Source organism: Algibacter sp. L3A6 (genome assembly GCF_009796825.1).
Lineage (GTDB): Bacteria > Bacteroidota > Bacteroidia > Flavobacteriales > Flavobacteriaceae > Algibacter.
In genome coordinates this window covers 1,206,769-1,225,096 of sequence record NZ_CP047030.1, presented here as the reverse complement: position 1 = coordinate 1,225,096, position 18,328 = coordinate 1,206,769, and the positions used below count along the sequence as shown (strand labels likewise).

20 protein-coding genes are annotated in these 18,328 nt (G+C 32.9%); 15 read left to right on the top strand and 5 right to left on the bottom strand.

Annotated elements, in window-relative coordinates; genetic code table 11:
- Positions 1 to 24 precede the first annotated feature (24 nt).
- From GQR98_RS05180 to GQR98_RS05135, 10 genes are all read left to right on the top strand, one after another.
- Entirely contained in the window at positions 25 to 891 is an 867-nt protein-coding gene (locus GQR98_RS05180; protein WP_159018576.1) for a CPBP family intramembrane glutamic endopeptidase, read from the top strand.
- A 54-nt stretch (positions 892 to 945) separates the two neighbouring features.
- Complete coding sequence (locus GQR98_RS05175; protein WP_159018575.1) at positions 946 to 1,407, top strand: hypothetical protein; 462 nt, start codon at positions 946 to 948, stop codon at positions 1,405 to 1,407.
- 73 nt (positions 1,408 to 1,480) lie between these two features.
- Positions 1,481 to 2,092, top strand: coding sequence for a hypothetical protein (locus GQR98_RS05170; RefSeq protein WP_159018574.1), 612 nt, complete (start codon positions 1,481 to 1,483; stop codon positions 2,090 to 2,092).
- A 148-nt stretch (positions 2,093 to 2,240) separates the two neighbouring features.
- Positions 2,241 to 3,344, top strand: a complete 1,104-nt coding sequence (locus GQR98_RS05165; protein WP_159018573.1) for an alpha/beta fold hydrolase — start codon at positions 2,241 to 2,243, stop codon at positions 3,342 to 3,344.
- A 103-nt stretch (positions 3,345 to 3,447) separates the two neighbouring features.
- Positions 3,448 to 3,834, top strand: coding sequence for a VOC family protein (locus tag GQR98_RS05160; RefSeq protein WP_159018572.1), 387 nt, complete (start codon positions 3,448 to 3,450; stop codon positions 3,832 to 3,834).
- A gap of 74 nt (positions 3,835 to 3,908) precedes the next feature.
- Positions 3,909 to 4,832: a hypothetical protein gene (locus tag GQR98_RS05155; RefSeq protein ID WP_159018571.1), complete on the top strand. Its 924-nt coding sequence runs from the start codon at positions 3,909 to 3,911 to the stop codon at positions 4,830 to 4,832.
- Positions 4,833 to 4,976: 144 nt separating this feature from the next.
- Complete coding sequence (locus GQR98_RS05150) at positions 4,977 to 5,423, top strand: GNAT family N-acetyltransferase (protein ID WP_159018570.1); 447 nt, start codon at positions 4,977 to 4,979, stop codon at positions 5,421 to 5,423.
- Between the two features lie 35 nt (positions 5,424 to 5,458).
- Positions 5,459 to 5,953: a hypothetical protein gene (locus GQR98_RS05145; protein ID WP_233268080.1), complete on the top strand. Its 495-nt coding sequence runs from the start codon at positions 5,459 to 5,461 to the stop codon at positions 5,951 to 5,953.
- 67 nt (positions 5,954 to 6,020) lie between these two features.
- Positions 6,021 to 6,371, top strand: coding sequence for a hypothetical protein (locus GQR98_RS05140; protein WP_159018569.1), 351 nt, complete (start codon positions 6,021 to 6,023; stop codon positions 6,369 to 6,371).
- A 7-nt stretch (positions 6,372 to 6,378) separates the two neighbouring features.
- Complete coding sequence (locus GQR98_RS05135) at positions 6,379 to 7,089, top strand: hypothetical protein (RefSeq protein ID WP_159018568.1); 711 nt, start codon at positions 6,379 to 6,381, stop codon at positions 7,087 to 7,089.
- A gap of 5 nt (positions 7,090 to 7,094) precedes the next feature.
- On the opposite strand, the gene GQR98_RS05130 is transcribed toward GQR98_RS05135, so the two are convergent.
- Positions 7,095 to 7,562, bottom strand: coding sequence for a CBS domain-containing protein (locus tag GQR98_RS05130; protein WP_042502489.1), 468 nt, complete (start codon positions 7,560 to 7,562; stop codon positions 7,095 to 7,097).
- 132 nt (positions 7,563 to 7,694) lie between these two features.
- Here GQR98_RS05130 and GQR98_RS05125 point away from each other — a divergent pair, with 132 nt between their 5' ends.
- Both GQR98_RS05125 and GQR98_RS05120 read left to right on the top strand, forming a co-directional pair.
- Positions 7,695 to 9,995, top strand: coding sequence for a M28 family peptidase (locus GQR98_RS05125; RefSeq protein WP_159018567.1), 2,301 nt, complete (start codon positions 7,695 to 7,697; stop codon positions 9,993 to 9,995).
- Between the two features lie 75 nt (positions 9,996 to 10,070).
- On the top strand, positions 10,071 to 10,784 hold the full coding sequence (locus GQR98_RS05120; RefSeq protein WP_159018566.1) for a hypothetical protein: 714 nt from the start codon (positions 10,071 to 10,073) through the stop codon (positions 10,782 to 10,784).
- A gap of 74 nt (positions 10,785 to 10,858) precedes the next feature.
- Here GQR98_RS05120 and GQR98_RS05115 read toward each other — a convergent pair whose 3' ends face one another.
- Both GQR98_RS05115 and GQR98_RS05110 read right to left on the bottom strand, forming a co-directional pair.
- A complete protein-coding gene (locus GQR98_RS05115; RefSeq protein ID WP_159018565.1) occupies positions 10,859 to 12,949 on the bottom strand; it encodes a M13 family metallopeptidase in 2,091 nt (696 codons plus the stop codon).
- Positions 12,950 to 13,075: 126 nt separating this feature from the next.
- On the bottom strand, positions 13,076 to 13,594 hold the full coding sequence (locus tag GQR98_RS05110) for a hypothetical protein (protein ID WP_159018564.1): 519 nt from the start codon (positions 13,592 to 13,594) through the stop codon (positions 13,076 to 13,078).
- A gap of 247 nt (positions 13,595 to 13,841) precedes the next feature.
- On the opposite strand from GQR98_RS05110, the gene GQR98_RS05105 reads away from it, so the two are divergent.
- From GQR98_RS05105 to GQR98_RS05095, 3 genes are all read left to right on the top strand, one after another.
- The gene (locus GQR98_RS05105; protein ID WP_042496450.1) at positions 13,842 to 14,432 is read left to right on the top strand and encodes a HupE/UreJ family protein; all 591 of its coding nucleotides are present in this window, start codon (positions 13,842 to 13,844) and stop codon (positions 14,430 to 14,432) included.
- Positions 14,433 to 14,676: 244 nt separating this feature from the next.
- Positions 14,677 to 15,111, top strand: a complete 435-nt coding sequence (locus GQR98_RS05100; RefSeq protein WP_042496452.1) for a deoxycytidylate deaminase — start codon at positions 14,677 to 14,679, stop codon at positions 15,109 to 15,111.
- Positions 15,108 to 16,712: a S41 family peptidase gene (locus tag GQR98_RS05095; RefSeq protein ID WP_159018563.1), complete on the top strand. Its 1,605-nt coding sequence runs from the start codon at positions 15,108 to 15,110 to the stop codon at positions 16,710 to 16,712. The genes GQR98_RS05100 and GQR98_RS05095 overlap by 4 nt, the downstream gene beginning before the upstream one ends.
- Positions 16,713 to 16,796: 84 nt before the next feature.
- On the opposite strand, the gene GQR98_RS05090 is transcribed toward GQR98_RS05095, so the two are convergent.
- Together GQR98_RS05090 and GQR98_RS05085 are read right to left on the bottom strand one after the other, a co-directional pair.
- Positions 16,797 to 17,546 (bottom strand): uroporphyrinogen-III synthase, encoded by a 750-nt coding sequence (locus tag GQR98_RS05090; RefSeq protein ID WP_042496453.1) that lies wholly within the window; start codon positions 17,544 to 17,546, stop codon positions 16,797 to 16,799.
- A 23-nt stretch (positions 17,547 to 17,569) separates the two neighbouring features.
- Positions 17,570 to 18,217 (bottom strand): DUF4271 domain-containing protein, encoded by a 648-nt coding sequence (locus GQR98_RS05085; protein WP_159018562.1) that lies wholly within the window; start codon positions 18,215 to 18,217, stop codon positions 17,570 to 17,572.
- Positions 18,218 to 18,328: the final 111 nt, after the last annotated feature.

The window sequence follows — 18,328 nt, the reverse complement described above, 5'->3', positions numbered from 1 at the left end:
GCCCTTAAAAGAAACTAATAAATTATGAACACTATTGGAACTAAAATGAATACGGTTGGAAGGATATTTTTATTCATGATATCGTATTTTATGATTGTTGGATTGTTCCAATATATTGGAAGTTTAGTCGCGGGTGTTGAGTTTGGAAATTTAGAGTATGTAGAAACTTCAAAAGAACAATTAATAACGAGTTGTTTTAATTTATTGAGGACTTTTTTAGTGATAGGTCTTTTTATGAAATTTGTAGATAAAGAGCGTTTTATTAAACTAGGATTTCAAACTAAAAATAGATTAAAAGAGTTTGTTGTGGGTATAGCAATTGGTTTAATAATAATGACATCAGGTTATGTTTTATTGATTTACTTCGAGGAGATATTTTTTATAAATGTTAAATTCAATTTTCTGGAGTTAATAATATCAATACTATTTTTTACCATTGTAGCTATTGTTGAAGAAACACTTTTTCGTGGTTATATTCTGAAAAACCTAATGAGTTCATTTAATAAATATGTTGCCTTAATTGTTTCATCTATGCTGTTTTCATTAATGCACGGGTTAAACCCAAACGTTACTTTGTTTTCTTTATTCGATTTATTCTTAGCAGGTATTCTTCTTGGTTTATCATATATCTATACCAAAAATTTATGGTTTCCAATTGCAATGCATTTAAGTTGGAATTTATTTCAAACACTTTTAGGTTTTAACGTTAGTGGTCAAGACACATACTCAATAATTGAATTTAAAATAATTGAAAGCAATTTAATAAACGGCGGAGCTTTCGGGTTCGAGGGTTCTTATTTATCAATTATAGCAGAGGTAATAACCATAATTGGTGTTGGGGCTTACTATAATAGAAAAAAGCGAGCTGCAGAGCCAGAATTAGCCTCGTAAGTAATTATTGGTATTCACGAGAATTAAAGAGTATATAAAAACAAAAAACAAAAAATGATAAAACAAAGATTGGTGTCAAACTTCGAGAATATTCTTAAAGCGAAGGTTCACTTTTTTATGAAGAAATCCATCTGGAAATACTTGATATTGTCTTTAATTCTTGGGTTTTTAAAACCAATAAACGGATTAAGCCCAATAGTAACAGCGCTAATGTTTTTTGCAGGAATCAATTTAATATTGTGGCCTTTGCAATACATAAGTGCTAAAACTTTTGCTAAAAAAATAAACTTTGACGCCACGGTAGAATTTAATGAAACTGAAATCAAAATTAATCATAACAATAAAGACTTAACCGAATTGAAAGATTGGAATTGGATTAAGAATATTGAATTGAACAAAGAAAGTATATGGCTAACTTTAAATCAAGCAAGACCATTTGCAATAGCGATTCCGAAATCAAAATTGAATGTTTCTGAAATTGAACTGTTCGAGAGAATGAAGAAAAACAACCAATAATTATGGATGATGATATTGTATGTCGTTTTCGCCAAAACTCTTGTGAATTTTCTGTTTGATAAATACTTCTGTTATGCATAGAAAAATAATGACTAAGAAAACTTCTTTTATCCTAATTACACTAATAACTTTGGTGTCTTATGGGCAAAACGCATTGACTGATTTTCTTTCAGCTGCTCCCAATTCTCTTTTTGATAACACAACCGAAGGAATTTCATCTGGAGAAATAAATAATTTGGTTAAAAACGGAGAATCTTCAAATTGGAAAGTTTCATTTCAAAATAAAGAAAGACTAACAATTTCATGTAAGCATCCGTTTTCTCAAGTAACATTGTTTTTTCTAACCAAAACTGATGGCACTTTAATGCTTGTTTCTCATACAGAAAATGAAAAAACGTCTAATATCGAGACTTGGGAAAAGAGTTATAATAATATTCTAAAGAAAATTAATGTATTGCCATCTATACAAGCAAAAGATTTTTTCTTGAAGGAAAATCAATTTAAAGGAATATCAGAATACAATAGTCGTGTATATTATTACTTGGATATGGAAACATTAAAAATTGAAGCACGCTTTGATACATGGATGATAGAGCACGAGTATTTTACTGAAGATAAAAGTGTGGACTACAATATATGGTTAAAGTGGAATGGCATGGAATTTGAGGTGCTAAAGGCGAGGTAATAAAAGCAAGAAATCTCTTGTGTTGCATTTGGTTTTCTTCGGAAAATACAAGTGAACAAACCATAGCTTTAACCAAACATTGTAAATTACAAACTACATGAGATATTTCTATTTTAAATTCGTAATATTTTTATTGTTATCAATCTCAATGCATTCTCAAACCTTAGATACTCTTGTAGATGTTGGAGGTTATAAAATGCATTTCAAAATAATGAGAGGAGAAGGAACTCCAATTCTTTTTGAAGCAGGTGGAGGGAATGATGCTTCTGTTTGGAGTGATATATTAGAAAACATTCATGAAATTACAGGTACAACACTAATAACTTATGACAGGTCTGGATTTGGAACAAGTGAGTTAAATCCGAATTTAAAAAATGAATCTGATTTTGGAATAGAAAATGGTGTTAAAGAACTAGAAGCAGGACTTTTAAGGTTGGGTTATAACCAAGAAGTTATTCTAGTTTCTCATTCTTACGGCGGGCTTTATAATTTATTGTACGCAAATAAACACCCTAAAAAAGTGAAGTCTGTTGTTTTAATCGATGTTACACTTAGTAATTTCTGGAATGAGGAGTTGCTAACAATGAGAGATCACAATGTTGATATCAGTACTATAGAAAAGCCTTCGGGTGATTATTATTTAAATGTGAATTTCAATGAGACAATGCGCTATGTGCGAAATATGGAATTCCCGAAAAACATTTCAATTATAAATGTTTTTCCTGAAAATTCTTTTCCAGGTTACCCTGAAATACTTTCAGGTCGATGGCTTAAACTTCACAAAGAACTTGGTGACCAAAATGATAATGTAGAAAATGTTTTAGCCGAAGGTAGTGGTCATGCTGTTTTTCAAGATAATCCAGAGTTAACAATTAATACAATTATAAAGGCATACTCCGAAACCTTAGACGGGAAGAAGCAAAATGAGTTTTTGAAAAAGGCTTTCGATAATGCTATTGATTTGTCTATTGAAACTAAAAAGGTTGAAATAGAAAATAAACATTCGGAAGGTGATTTGAATGAATGGGCATATTCGCTTTTGAGAGGTGGAGCGTTAGACAAGGCGTTACAGATTTTTAAATTGAATATCATGCTGTTTCCTGATAGTTGGAATGCTTACGATAGTTATGGTGAGGCTTTATTGCAATCAGATAAAAAAGCAGAAGCAATTGAGGCGTATGAGAAATCCATTGAATTGAATCTGGAAAATGAAAATGCAAGAACAATGTTGTTGCAAATAAAGCAGAAGTAGTTATTAAAGTCCTTAAAGTGAGTCTAGTCTAAATTGAAATTTAGATTATTTTTTTATTGTCATGATAATAATTCCGATATTTGAGTGTCATAAAATTAAATACATGAGTACTTTTTTATTCAATCATATAGCGCTTTCTGTAAAAAATGTAGATCAATCTACCGCGTTTTATCAAAAACTGTTTCAGCTTAAAGAAATTGAGAATACAGCTTCTAATTCTAAAACGCGATGGTTGTCTTTAGGTGAAGGGAAACAACTTCATCTTATTCCACTTCCAGATGCTGAAATAAAAATAAACAAGGCTGTTCATTTTGCTTTAACAACAACGAATTTTGATGAGTTTATAGCATGTCTAAACGAATTAAAAATTGATTATTCCGATTGGTTAGATGTACCAAACAAATATTATATACGCCAAGATGGTATTAGGCAAGTTTATTTTCAAGATCCCAACGGATATTGGGTTGAAGTAAATGATGATGTTCAGTAAATTAAAGGCTTTTCCTTGTAATTTATTTCATCAAAAAGCGTCATATACAGGGACTATTATAATTCAAAAAAAATATGAACTCACTATTAAAAGTAATCTGTTTCCTTACAATTTATTCTTGCTTGGCTTGTCAATCCGATAAAAAGTCGACCACAACTGAAACTACCCCTGTAAAAGAACAGAAAACCATGCAGCGAAGCAGTGAGTTTAATAAGTATTGGTATAGCGGTACAGCAGAATTAAATAGTTACACATTAAAACAGTCGAGATATGGAGAAATTCGCGAAGGTGAAGTTGTTTTGGTTTTTGTAACGGAACCTTTTTCAATAAGCAAACAAGTGAAGTTGGATAACCCGAAAGAAGCCGGAGAAGATTTAGTTTCGGTTATGAAATTAAACCATGTTCGAAAATTTACTACAGGTATTTACGATTATTCTATTGTAACCTCTTCTTTTACACCCGTAGATTTTCAAAAACACCCAAATACATTAAAGCTGAATACAAGCATTCAGGAATGGTGCGGACACACGTTTACTCAGCTTAATCTGGATGGGAGCAATTACGGTTTTAAACAGTTTTCTTATTTTGAAGCCGATGGAGATACAGAGAAAACCATTCCCGCAGCTATGCTAGAAGAAGAACTGATGACGCGTATTCGTTTAAATAAAGGTCAGTTGCCTTTAGGGAAAGTTGATATCATTTTTTCAACTATATACAGTCGTTTTGCTTATAAAGATTTAGAAGCCACAAAGGCCGAAATTACTAAAACAGAACAAGACAGTACTATACGTTTTAACATTGCCTATCTAAGTTACGATAGAAAGGTTTCTATTGAAGTAGAGAAAAACTTTCCGTATAAAATACTATCATGGACTGAAGATAATGGAGACGGGCTAGTAACGGAAGCAAGATTGAAAAAAAGTATTCAAGAACCATATTGGAGCCAAAAGAAGTTGTCCGACGAAGTTAAAAGAGCTGAACTACAATTGGAAAAATAGAGGTTTCATGAATTGCGCCTAAATAATTGTTTTACCGAACATCTTCAAAGTAAGATTATTAGTGGAGATACGAAATTTAAATTTTATTTGTTAAATTAGGCAAGTAAACAAGCTTCGTATGTGCTCTAGGCAATTCAATTTAAAATGAAAATACTAAGAACAAACTCTAAAAACCCAGATTTTATTGAGTTGGTAAAACTGCTAGATAGAGATTTAGCGATAAGAGACGGTGAAGACCACGCTTTTTATGCTCAATTTAATAAAGTAGATCGTATTAAATATGTGGTTGTAGCCTTAGAAAATCAAAAACCACTTGGCTGCGGTGCTATAAAAGAATTTAGCCAAGACATCATGGAAATTAAACGCATGTATACCTCTGAGGAAAGTAGAGGGAAAGGTGTTGCTTCAATGATGCTTGCAGAGTTAGAGCAATGGGCTAAAGAATTAGGGTTTAAGCAATGTGTTTTAGAAACAGGAATAAAACAACCAGAAGCTATTGCATTGTATGAAAAAAACGGCTATCATTTAATGCTAAATTATGGGCAATATTCGGGTGTTGAAGATAGTAAGTGTTTTAAAAAAATGATATAAATCTAAGGAAGTATAAACCGCAATAAAACTTAAAGATGATAAGAAAAGTAGGGGTGTTGTGTGTTGCAATTTTGTTTCTGTCTTGTAATGAAACTAAGAAGGAAAACGTACAAGCAGATTTAAAACCTACAACTACTGTTGAAGAATTTAAGAATTTCGATTGGTTATTAGGGAAATGGAAACGCTTAAACGAAGAGGAAGGAAAAGCGACTTTTGAACATTGGGAGAAAATTAGTGAAACCGAATACTCGGGCATTGGTTTTACCATGCAAAATGGAGATACCATTAAGCAAGAAAACATAGGTTTAGTTAAAGTTGGTAAGCAATGGGATTTAGTAGTTAAAGTTCCGGAAGAAACACAATCGGTTACGTTTAAAGGTGTGGCTCATGCTGCAGATCAATTTATGTGTGAAAACAATACAATCGATTTTCCGAACAAAATAAAATATTGGAAACATGGAGATAATATGCATGCCATGGTATCTGGAGGTGAAATGAAAATTCAATTTGAATTCGAAAAAATAAAATAATATAAGCTCAGTTTTGGTATTTCGATACCTAAAAAGCTTTATGGAGTAAGAATAAACACAAACCACTATGCAAAAGGAATGTCCAGAGTGTGGCGATAAAATTGTTGGCAGAATTGATAAAAAATTCTGTTCCGATGGTTGCAGAAATGCCTATAACAATCGGGTAAATAAGGATAGTAAAAACTTAATTAGAAACACTAACAATAGACTTCGGAAAAATTATCGCATTTTAGAAACCTTAAATCCAGATAAAAAAACGAGAACCTCACGTGCTAAATTAATCGAGCATGGTTTCGATTTTAATTACTTTACTAGTATTTATACTACTAAAGCACAAACGGTATATTATTTTGTTTACGATCAAGGATATTTAGAACTCGAAGGCGATTATTACGCATTAGTAAAACGAGAAAGTTAATTAAATTATGGATAATGTTTTATCGCTTTTTCAAGAGAATAAGCACTTTTTAATTCCTGTTTTTATGTTTTCGACTATCATCCTAATAGGTTTGTTGTCGTATTATTTCAGTAAAAAAAACAGAATGCTTCGGGAGTTTAAAAAGACCCGTAAAAAAAGCATAAACAGTATAAAAAGAAACGAGTACGCAAAAATTATAGGTAAGGCCAAGCATGTTGGCGAGCCTTTAGTTGCGCCTTTAAGCGGCAGAAAATGCGTGTATTATCATGTTGTGGTTGAGGTTAAAGGCGATAAGAGTTGGCGTAAAATTATTGACGATGCTAAAAGTCAAGATTTCTTTATTTCCGCAGCAAGTGAGATGGCGATTGTAAAAACTTCTAATTTAAGAGCAGATTCTAAATACATTCATTTAGTAAAAGATTTTAGCAAAAACTCAGGATTTAGAAAAGATGCGCCAGAGAATTTAGAAGCTTATTTAAAAAAACACGGTAAGAAAAGCACAGGGCTGTTCGGTGTTAATAAACAAATGCGTTACAGAGAAGGAGTTGTTGAAATCGATGAAAATATTGCTGTAAAAGGCATGGCGGAATGGGAAAGTTTAAGCGAACCTATAAAGGGATACTCATACTCTAAAATACTAACACTAACAGGTACAAAAAAACAAAAGCTTTTAGTTACAGATGAACCAAAAGCTTTGTTGCGTGTAAATGTATTGTAATGCGTTTATTTCCAGTTTTGTCCCTTTAAAGTCATTGCGGCTTTTAGAACATCTTTTTGACTAATTTGCCCAACTAATTTACCGTTTTCAACAATAGGGAATCTACGGCGTTTAGCAGATAAGAATTTGTTGGCAGCATCAAAAATATTCATGTTGCCATCAATAGTATCCACATTCATGGTAATATGGTTTTCAATAGTTTTATCCTGCATAGGCATATTGTAATAACGACTTTCGCTAATTTGTTTAATACAATCTCCTTCAGAAATTACTCCAATCAATTCATTGTTTTCATTAACAACAGGTCCTCCAGAAATGCGGTGCGTAATTAACTTTTGCATGACGCTTTCTATGGTTTGGTTTGGTGTAAATGTTATTAAATCTGTTGTCATATAGTCACTTACCTTTAGTGGTGTGCTATCGACTACGTTGGCTTGCTGCTTTCGCGCGCCTTGAAAACTTTTTATCCCCATAGTTGTTTAGTTTTAATTAAAGTAATTCTAAATATAGGAAATTTATTTCAATTTTCCTAAAACAACATCAACTCGATTAATGGCGTTTATAAAAATTGTATATTTAGATATATAAATTTATAAGGTGTTGTTATGATAAAAAAAGCTGTCGCTTTACTCATTATTATTGGCGGAATTTACTGGAGTTTTTTGGCGCTACTGCCTCAAAATATATCTAGTTTAGATGAGGTAAACCAAAATTTTTCTACACAACGTGCTTTAGTTCATCTTAAAGAAATTTCAAAAGAACCTCATTTTTTAGGAAGCGATGCACATTTGGACGTGCGTAACTATATTGAAAGCCAATTGCAAAAATTAGGTTTAGAAACTCAAATTCAAGAAGCCTATTCCATTCGCGATTGGGGCAATTTAGCAAAACCTAAAAATATAATAGCCCGAATTAAAGGTCGAGAAAATGGCAAAGCACTTTTACTATTAACACATTATGACAGCAATCCTCATTCCTCAATTGGTGCAAGTGATGCGGGTTCGGGTGTTGTAACTATTTTAGAAGGTGTTCGTGCTTTTTTAAGTAAGAATGAAACGCCTAAAAATGATATCATCATTCTTATTTCCGATGCGGAAGAATTAGGTTTAAATGGTGCAGATATTTTTGTTAATCATCACGAATGGGCAAAAAATGTAGGCTTAGTTTTAAATTTTGAAGCTCGCGGAAGTGGAGGTCCAAGTATTATGCTTGTGGAAACTAACCAAGGTAATGCGGGTTTAATAGAAGGCTTTGTAAAAGCGAAACCGCAATACCCTGTTGGGAATTCGTTGTTTTATAGTATTTATAAAATGCTACCTAATGATACCGATTTAACTCGGTTTCGTGAAGATGCCGATATCGATGGTTTTAATTTCGCTTTCGTAGACGATCATTTCGATTATCATACCGCTATGGATACTTACGAGCGGTTAGATAGAAAGACTTTAGAACACCAAGGTTCTTATTTAATGCCAATGCTTAATTATTTTAGTGAGGCTAATTTAAGTGCTTTAAAAAGTGATGAAGACTTTGTGTATTTTAATGTGCCCGTTTTTAGAATGGTTAAATACCCATTTTCATGGATAATACCTCTGGTTATTCTAGCAGTTATCGTGTTTATTGGGCTTTTAATTTACGGAGGTAGAACACGTGTTTTTAAAAGAGCTGATGTTGGTAAAGGTTTTTTTGCATTTGTTGTGTCGCTTATCGCTTCGGCTGTAATTGGTTTGTATGCTTGGCCGGCTTTAAAATTAATATATCCACAATATGGCGAAATTCTTCAGGGGTTTAGTTATAACGGGCATACTTATATTGCGGCTTTTACTTGTTTATCTATAGCAATCTGTTTCTTTGTTTACAGTAAAATCCATAAAGAAGGAAATGCAGCGAGTTTGCTTATTGCTCCGTTATTTTTCTGGCTGATTATTTCAGTTGCGGTTGCTTTTTTATTAAAAGGAGCGAGTTTTCTGGTCTTACCGTTATTTTTTAGTTTGTTGAGTTTATTCATTTTAATTCGAAATAGGAAGCCAGGTATTATCAGTCATGCTATTTTAGCTTTGCCTGTTCTTTTATTACTGGCTAATTTTGTGCAAATGTTTCCTGTAGGTTTAGGACTTAAAATGATGGTCTCTTCCATGATTTTGGTTGTTTTAATATTCGGACTTTTAATTCCGGTTTTCTCCACTTTCAAACATAAAAAAAGATGGTCTTATGGTTTTCTTTTGGCAACTGCTTACTTTTTAATTTCTGCTCATATAAGTTCAGGTTTTTCACCAGAAAACCCAAAGCCTAACAGTTTGTGCTATATTTTAGATGCGGATGAAAATAAAGCAGTTTGGGCTACTTATGATAATGTTTTGGATGCTTGGACGATTCCTTTTTTAGGGGAGCATCCTATGGCAGCTACTACTATAAAAAATTATACCATTGCAAGTAAGTACGGTACTAGTTTTACGTATGCTACAGAAGCTCCAATAAAAACATTGAAGGCGCCACAAATGGTTATTGGACATGATACAATAATTGGCGAATTTAGACACGTAGAACTTTGTATTACTCCAGAGCGAAAAGCGAATAGAATTGAGGTGTTTTCCGATTCGCTTAACGTTTTTAAAGCGGTAACATTAAATGGCGTTGATGTTGAGGTAAATAAAGAAACGAGCTTAGCATTCGATAAGCGTAAAACTAATAGATTGTTTAGCTATTATATTTCAGATGAAGATCCTTTGGATATACAATTAGTACTTCCGAAGGAACAAAAAACAACATTTGTTATTTATGAAACCTCTTTTAATTTATTAGAAGATGAAAAATTTAAAGTTCCTGAAAGAGCTGATGATATGATTCCGAAACCTTTTGTTTTGAATGATGCGGTTATTCTTAAAAAATCAATTACTATCGAATAGTAAAATATTGGTAATCTTTTAACAGTTTAAATGTTAAATTTTTATAGTTTTAGCGTTTTAAATTAATATAGATAGATGAAAAAGATTTTATTACTTGCTATTGTAGCATGCGGTTTTCAAATGCAAGCGCAAACAAATTCAGATTTATTAAAACATTACGAAGGATATTATAAGCAAATGAGATTGCAAGGTGATGTGCAAGGTATTATAAATGCCATGACGCATTTAAATGTTTTGTCTCCATCGGAAGCACGCCAAGATACATTGGCTTACATTTATATGAGTGAAGGGAAATATGTGCAGGCTTTAAATACAATAGGTGTGGTAAAGATGTCTACCGATTCTGATATTGCAGTTGAGGTAAAAGCTGTATCTTTAAAAGCAGTAAAGCGACCAAAATTGGCTATAGAGCATTTTAACGAAATGTTTAAAAGAGAACAAAACCCGTTAGTAGCTTATGAGTTGGCAGAATTAAATATGCAAACTAATATGCAAGCAGAGGCTCAAAAGCATATTGATTATGGTATTGCCAATTCGGAAGCAGATATGAAAAAGGCTTTTTACGAAACACAATCGCCTTATGAGGTACCCTTGAAATCGGCCTTTATGTATTTAAATGCTTTAGCAACTTACAATAAAGATAAAAAAGCAAATATAGATGCAGCTGTAGATATTTTAGATAGTATTTTAAAAGAAGCGCCTAACTTTAATTTAGTACAGCTTACTAAAACAGAGTTGTTAAGACAAAAGCAAGTGATGCAAGCTCAGGCTGCTCAGGAGAAGAAATAAGAATAGTATAGTATTAAAAAAGGCGTTTTCTAAATATAGAAAACGCCTTTTTTGTTTTTATTAATTATATGTTATTACCAGATTTTTACACGATTTTCTGGTTGAATATACATGTTGTCTCCAGCTTTAATATCGAAAGCGCTATAAAATGCATCGATGTTAAGTAAAGGTTGTACAGCTCTGTTCATTCCAGGAGAATGTGGATCTGTTTTTATTCTTGTCTTTAAAGCATCGTCTCTCATCTTGCTTCTCCAAACGGTTGCCCAACTCATAAAAAAGCGTTGTTCTGGTGTAAAACCATCAATAGGCTCTGGTCTTCCGTTAGCTTCCAAATCCATTTGTAAAGCATCATAAGCAGCATTTACACCACCTAAATCACCAATGTTTTCACCAAGTGTAAAAGCACCGTTAATATGTACATCAGGTAAAACTTCAATAGCACTATATTGATCGGCTAAATTTTTTCCTAAAGCTTCAAATTGTTTTAAATCTTCATCGGTCCACCAGTTGTTTAAGTTTCCGTTTTTATCGTAACGAGATCCAGAATCATCAAAACAGTGTGAAATTTCATGACCAATTACAGCTCCAATACCTCCGTAGTTTACAGCATCATCTGCAGTGAAATTGTAAAATGGTGGTTGTAAAATAGCAGCAGGAAAAACAATTTCGTTGTAAGGTGGGTTAAAGTAAGCATTCACGACTTGCGGTGCCATACCCCATTCGCTTTTATCTACTGGTTTAGATAAGTCTGCAATGGTTTTTTTATGATTCCAAGCTCTAACGTTAAGTATGTTTTGTAAGTACGATCCGTTTTCTTCTGGACCTTCAATTTGTAATTCTGCGTAATCTGTCCATTGATCAGGATAAGCAATTTTTACTTTTAGAGCTAAAAGTTTTTCAATGGCTTTTTCCTTTGTTTCTTCCGTCATCCATGATACATTCGAAATTCTGTTTTGAAAAGCAAGAATTACGTTTTTTATCATACGTTCTGCCTTTGCTTTAGCTTCTGGTGGAAAGTAGTTCTCTACATATAATTTACCTAGCGCTTCACCAACAGTATTATTTACAGTACCTAAAGCACGTTCGTTTAAAGGTTTTTGAGCCTTAGCACCACGAAGTTCTTTACTGTAGAATTCCCAATTAGCTTTAGCTAAATCTGTGCTTAATAATCCGGCAGCATCATTAAAGCTGTTCCAGCGTAAATAAGCTTTCCAGTCTGCTACGTTGTTTTCTTTTAAAATACCCTGTAAGGCATCAAAATACTTAACTTCACCAACAATTACAGTATCGATAGATTTTACGCCAATACCTTTAAAGTAAGCATCCCAGTTTATTGCTGGTACCATGTTTTGTAAATCGGCAATAGATCTTGGGTTAAAGCGTTTACGTGCATCACGACGCTCTACTTTATCCATTTTTGATTGTGCTAAACGTGTTTCGAAATCTAAAATTTGTAAAGCTTCAGAGCTTGATTTTTCTTCCGTTTCTCCTAAATGTTGTAACATTTTAGAAATGTGTGCTAAATATTTAGCTCTAATTTCTTTAGAGTTTTCATCGTCGTTAATATAATAATCACGATCTGGTAAGCCTAAGCTACCACCACCTATGTAACCAACATTTTTGTTGCTGTCTTTAGGGTGAGCGCCCACATAAAAACCAACAAAACCAGAACCACTTTTAGATTCCATTTCTATAATGTAATCTTGTAAGTCTTGGATGTTTTCTATAGCATCAATTTTTGCTAAGTAAGGTTTTAATGGTTCTATACCTTGCTTATCTCTAGCAATAGTATCCATTATGGTTTGGTATAATTTTACCGCTTTATCTTGATCCGAACCAGCAATAATTTCCGTTTTCTTTAAATCTTTATCTGTCGATAATGCTGTTTTTAAAATAGTAAGTGCATCATCGTCTGTTTTTTGTCTAAGCTCGTCAAAACTTCCCCAGCGTGTTCTGTCTGATGGGATTTCGTTGTTGTCTAACCATTTTCCGTTAACGTATCTAAAGAAATCGTCGTTGGGTTTGGTTGTAGTATCCATGAATTCTAGGTTAATTCCTGGTGCAGTTTCAACTTGAGCTATAATTTCTTTTTTTTTGTCGGTTTTACAAGCGACAACAGAAAGAAAAGCAAGCCCACTTAATAGGGATAGGTAATTAGGTTTCATTTTCAATTTTTAGGTTTATAGTGAGTTTTAGTGTTAAGATGTAATCTTATGCGCTAAAATACATATAAATTCTACTTTATAGAAGCGTATTTGTCTAAAAATGAAAATGAGATTAAAAAGGAGGTTCTATGGTTTAGCTATGTTAATACCGTCGGCTTCAATTTTTTGATTCATTTGAAAGTTGAAGTTAGAGAACGATATTAAGAAATCTTTTATAGTTAAAAGCAGTTCGTCTTTGCTTGTAGATTCTAAGTTAGCTAAGCTTTTTAGTTTGTAAAGATGTGTTTCTAAGGCGGAAATTCTTGCTAATGTAGCATCACTATTTACGGCTTCTGGAATATCTTTTTTTAAATCGCGTAAAAGTGTTTTTATGTTTTTATCGTTATCATAGAAAAAACCTAAATCTCCTTTTTTTACATTGTTGATGTGGGTTTCTAATTGAAAATATTCTGCCCAATCTTCAATAGCTTTTTCTGTTTTAACATCTAAGGCGTACTCCACATACTTAAGTTGTGCTATGTTTTTTTCTGAAAGGTTTTGAGAGGTGGTTTCTTCAATTTCGATTTCAACCTCAGTGTCTTGTGTTTTTTTACACGCCGAAAATGAAAGCAAAATACTTAGAGTAATTAAAATTTTAAACGTCATTATAATTCAATTAAAAAGATAGGTTACAAATATATACTAATCCGCAATGTGTTTGGTAGTAAGTAGAACGAAATGGCGCTATATTTTGTTGTATTTAAGTTTGGTAATAGCTATAAACACTTGATTTGTAAAAAAATAAAGTGTTTTTAAAATAATTGTAATTAATTGTATCTTTGATGCAATGCCAAATGTGTTTAAAGAATAAAGCGTTTCTTAAACTTGGTGAAATCCCTAAATTGTAATTAATATGTTAGAAAATTTTTGGTTTAACGTGGAGTATGGTGTTAATCACGTGCTTGATATAAATGCCTATGATCATGTTTTATTTTTAATTGTTCTAACGGTTCCGTACCTGTTTAGAGACTGGAAACGTGTACTTTTATTAGTAACTATGTTTACTCTTGGGCATACTTTATCCTTGGTTATGGCAGCTTATGGCGTGATTACTGTAAATGGTGCTATTGTTGAGTTTTTAATACCTGTTACCATTATGGTTGCGGCACTTTTTAATGTGTTTACAGCGGGTAAAGGTGCGCAAAAGGAAAAAGTTGGCATTTTGTTTTTAACCACACTTTTCTTTGGTTTAATACATGGTTTAGGTTTTGCACGAGAATTTAAAATGCTTTTAGGGAGCAACGATAATAAAATTTTATTGCTTTTAGAATTTGCCTTAGGTATAGAATTAGCACAAATAATTATTGTTTTTATTGTGTTGTTCTTGGGGTATTTGGTGCAAACTATTTTTAGATTTTCTAAGCGCGACTGGGTTATGGTTATTTCGTCTATTGTGGTTGGTTTAGTGATTCCTATGATACTAAACAGCGACTTTTTATCTTAATTTTTGATAAAACTTTAACTTACGGAGGTTGTAATTAAAATACAATCGAACTATATTCGTTTAATCGAACAGACAGTTTTGCGTTAGGGATTGATGCGGCATCCTTTTTTTATGAATTCGACTGCCTAAGCAGGAGAATGAATAGAAAAAGATATAGCGGAAAGCCCGACCCGAATAAGCCTAATGTATTTGGGTTAATACCTGAGATTTAAAACGAGGGTAACGCCATAATTAAAACGAATTGATGCCAAAAAATAAACAACAAAAATATGATAAGGCCTATTTGCGCATTGCGAAAGAATGGGGTAAATTATCGTATTGTAAACGCCGACAAGTTGGGGCGATAATTGTAAAGGACCGTATGATTATTTCGGATGGTTACAATGGAACACCGTCTGGTTTTGAGAATTTTTGTGAAGATGATGAAGGATACACAAAATGGTATGTTTTGCATGCCGAGGCCAATGCTATTTTAAAGGTTGCAGCTTCTACGCAATCGTGCAAAGGCGCAACACTTTATATCACCATGTCGCCGTGTAAGGAGTGTAGTAAATTAATACACCAAGCAGGTGTTGTAAAGGTGGTTTATCACGATTCTTATAAAGATGATTCGGGTTTAAGGTTTCTTGAAAAAGCAGGAATTGAACTCGAACAAATAGTTGATTTAACAGCAGAATGACCTATCAAAAAAAATATTTACCATTAATTTTAGGCGTAGCTATTGCTGCGGGTATTTTTATTGGAGGGAAGTTGAGCTTTTCGGGGTCGTCGGACCGGGTTTTTACGAAAAACAGTAAAAAGGAAAAGCTTAACAGGCTTATTGATTATATCGATTACGATTACGTAGATGATATAAATACGGATAGTATTGTTGATGTTACCGTAAACGGAATTTTAGAAAATTTAGATCCGCATTCGGTGTATATTCCTAAGGAAGAAATGGAAGGTGTTGCCGAGAACATGAAAGGGGATTTTGTGGGTATTGGTGTTAGTTTTTATCCGTATAAAGATTCTATTGCTGTTATTCGTTCTATTGAAGGCGGGCCAAGTGAAAAAGCCGGTATCAAAGGTGGAGACAGAATTGTGATGGCCGATGGCGATACACTTTACGGAAGTAAACTTCGTGAAAACGATATGGTTAAAAAACTAAAAGGCCGTATTGATACCGATGTAAAACTTAAGGTTTTTAGAAAAGGTGAACCGGAACTTTTGGATATTACTGTAAAGCGCGATCTTATTCCAATAAAAAGTGTAGATGCGGCTTATATGCTAACGAAAAAGCTAGGTTATATTAAGGTGAATCGCTTCGCGGAAACCACTTACGATGAGTTTAAAACAGGTTTAGATAAATTAATTGAAGCCGGAGCCACTGAAATTGCTTTGGATTTACGCGATAATCCTGGTGGTTTTCTAGATACTGCAAATAAAATTGTAGACGAGTTTTTAGAAGAAGATAAACTTATTTTATTCACTAAAAATAGACGTGGCCAAATAAATAAAAGCTTTGCCACAGATGAAGGTGATTTTGAAGATGGTAAAATTTATGTGTTAATTGATGAGAACTCTGCTTCGGCTAGTGAAATTGTAGCGGGCGCTATTCAGGATAACGATAAAGGAACCATTGTAGGGAGACGATCTTACGGTAAAGGTTTAGTGCAACGTGAAATGGAATTGGGTGATGGTAGTGCTGTGCGCTTAACCGTATCTCGTTATTACACACCAACGGGACGTTCTATACAAAGACCTTATAAAAATGGAAATAAAGATTATTACGATGATTATTTTGAGCGTCTTGAAAGTGGAGAACTTTTAGATTCTGAAAAAATACAAGTAGCCGACTCACTAAAGTTTATAACACCTGGCGGAAAAGTAGTTTACGGCGGTGGTGGTATTATTCCTGATGTTTTTGTGCCTATAGATACAAGTATGCAGAATGAAACACTAACGTTTTTGCAGCGTCGTGGTTTTATGGGTTATTTTGTGTTTGAGGAGCTTGAAAAAGACCGTCATAAATATGATGAGATTTCGCGTCGGGATTTTATAGATGCTTTTGAAGTGAGTGACGATATGGTTTTTGCCTTTCAAGATTATTTAAACTTAAGAACAGATACCGCGATTACTTTTGTGGCCTATCAACAAGAAATAAAACAATTTATAAAGGCTACTTTGGGAGATCAACTATTTGGGGATGGTGCATTTGATGAAATCTTTAACAAGAGTGATACCATGATCGAAGAGGTAATTAAACTAAGTGATGAAGGTTTAGCTGTTAAGGAATAACTACTATTTAGATTACTATATAAAACTAAAAACGCCCGATTTAATTAAATCGGGCGTTTTTGTTATCATCTAAAAAAGGTGTTTTTATTTTCCTTTATTTACTTTATCAATGTATTTCTGTAAAGCCATAGTCATAGAAGGTGTTTCTGGTGTTGGCGCAGCAATATCTACACGTAAACCTTTTTCTTCTACTGCTTTAATTGTAGTGTTTCCAAATACAGCGATACGGGTATCGTTTTGTTTAAAATCTGGAAAGTTTTGAAATAAAGACTCTATTCCCGACGGACTGAAAAACACAAGTATATCGTAAAGTACATCAGCTAAATCTGTTAAATCACTAACCACAGTTTTGTAAAACGTAGCTTGTTTCCATTGTACACCTAAAGCATCTAAAGTATCTGGTACTTCCGGTTTAACTTTATCGGTAGTTGGTAACAAGAATTTTTCGTCTTTATATTTTTTAATAAGTGGTGAAAGTTCTGCAAACGTACGTTTTCCAACATAGATTTTACGTTTTCTATAAACCACATATTTTTGTAAATAATAAGCAACAGCTTCCGATTGGCAGAAATATTTAAGACTATCAGGAACTTTAAAACGCATTTCGTCGGCCACTCTAAAAAAGTGATCTACTGCATTTCTACTTGTTAATATAATTGCAGTGTACTGGCCTAAATCTATTTTTTGATGTCTAATCTCCTTGGCAGAAACCCCTTCAACATGAATAAAAGGACGGAAATCTATTTTCACCTTTTGTTTTTCTTCTAAATCGAAGTAAGGTGAGTTTTCTATTTTAGGTTCTGGTTGAGATACTAAAATGGTTTTCACTTTCATAAGCGCAATCAGTTTTTATTCTGTTATTTTGAAGCCAAAACCTTATATAAAAATAGATAAGGTGCGATTTCAAGTGCGCAAAGATACAAAATAAAATAAAACAAGTTGTTTTTTATTAAATTTTGATGTCTTTTAAATGAGGTTATTAGCCCGATTAAATTAACTAAAACAAGTAGCCCAATAAAGCCGTATATTACTTGTGTTGTTGGGGATAATGTGAAAAGTAAAAGGCCATTTATGGGTAGTAAAATAACACCTAAAAAGTTTTTGTAACTAATTTTTTGAAATACATACTGGTCTACAAGTCCATCTATAGAAAAAATACTACCTAAAAGGCGTTCTAAAAGTACCTTTATTAATATAAAAACCGATATGCCAACGGCTATTTTAAACATTAAATTAATAGAGACATCGGTAATGTTATAGGTGTGTTTATAAACAATGTAACTAAACACAGATGCCGATAGAATTAAGTTTCCAAATAGTAGAGCATCAAACTTGTCGAAAAACTTCTGATCTCGAGCATAAATATTAAGATACTTAGAGTTTATTACCACAAAAGTGAAGTCCGTAAAACGTTTACGCGCAGTAAGTTTTGCTATAGCAATAACCGCCATACCTATAATTAAAAGTATGGTAAATAGTTCGTTTGATGGAATAGCTCTAATCACGGTATAAAATTATTATAATTATTAGTAAAACAACTAAAATATTAAGGAATTTTTAAAGAACCCGTATTTTAAAAAATGTACATTTGCTAAAAAATTGTAGGCTTTCAAAAG